1 pseudogene is annotated in these 705 nt (G+C 70.8%); it reads left to right on the top strand.

Annotation, left to right across the window (positions count from 1 at the left end):
* Positions 1-519 (top strand): annotated as a pseudogene (locus E1289_RS37805) (hypothetical protein); the annotation flags it as partial.
* Positions 520-705: the final 186 nt, after the last annotated feature.

Genomic DNA, 705 nt, shown 5'->3' with positions numbered 1-705 from the left:
GCCGTGCCCGCCCCCGTGATCGACGTCTTCACCCCGCAGGTCCTCGCCCCCGGCCACCTGGAACGGTCCCTCCCCGGCCCGGACGGCAGCTTCCGGCTCACCGACTGGATGCTGCTCCCGCATACCTCCGGCACCCACGGCTTCTTCTTCATCACCAAGGGGCTGGCCCGTTTCGGACTCCCCGAACTGCAGACCGAGAATGTCCCACCCGAGCTCGTCGAACCGTGGGGCCGACTTCTCAACGGCCTCGCCCGCCGCGTCCTCGACCTCTGGCTGGACGAACTCCCCGCCGGAGAGCAACCCCTGGTCGTGGACATCCCCGAGGTGGTCTCCGTGGGCCTGCACGACATCGCCGCCGCTCAGGGCACCGACGACCCGATGCGCCGCGAGGTCTCGGTCCGCCTCCGCCTCGACACGGCCGAACCGCCCGTGCTCACCGTCCACGCCCCCGACGACGGCCCGGACCGCCTCGACTCCCTCTGCACCGCCCTCTTCGGCACCCCGGAAAGCCACCGATGAACTTGCCGATGATCTTGAACTGAGCGCAGGATCGACACGTGAGATTCGGCCCGCGTGACCGTCCCAGCCCCGAGCCCGAGGACCCCGGCCCCCCGGAGCCCGAAGAAGCTCCGAAGCCTCGTCCCGGCCCATACCCGACAGACGTCCACGTGGCGGGCAAAGGCTCCGCTCCCGAAGCGCCCCAGC

Source organism: Actinomadura sp. 6K520 (assembly GCF_004349245.1).
Classification (GTDB): Bacteria; Actinomycetota; Actinomycetes; order Streptosporangiales; family Streptosporangiaceae; genus Spirillospora.
Note: the sequence above shows the minus strand (reverse complement) of the source record. Positions and strands in the feature narration are given on the sequence as shown.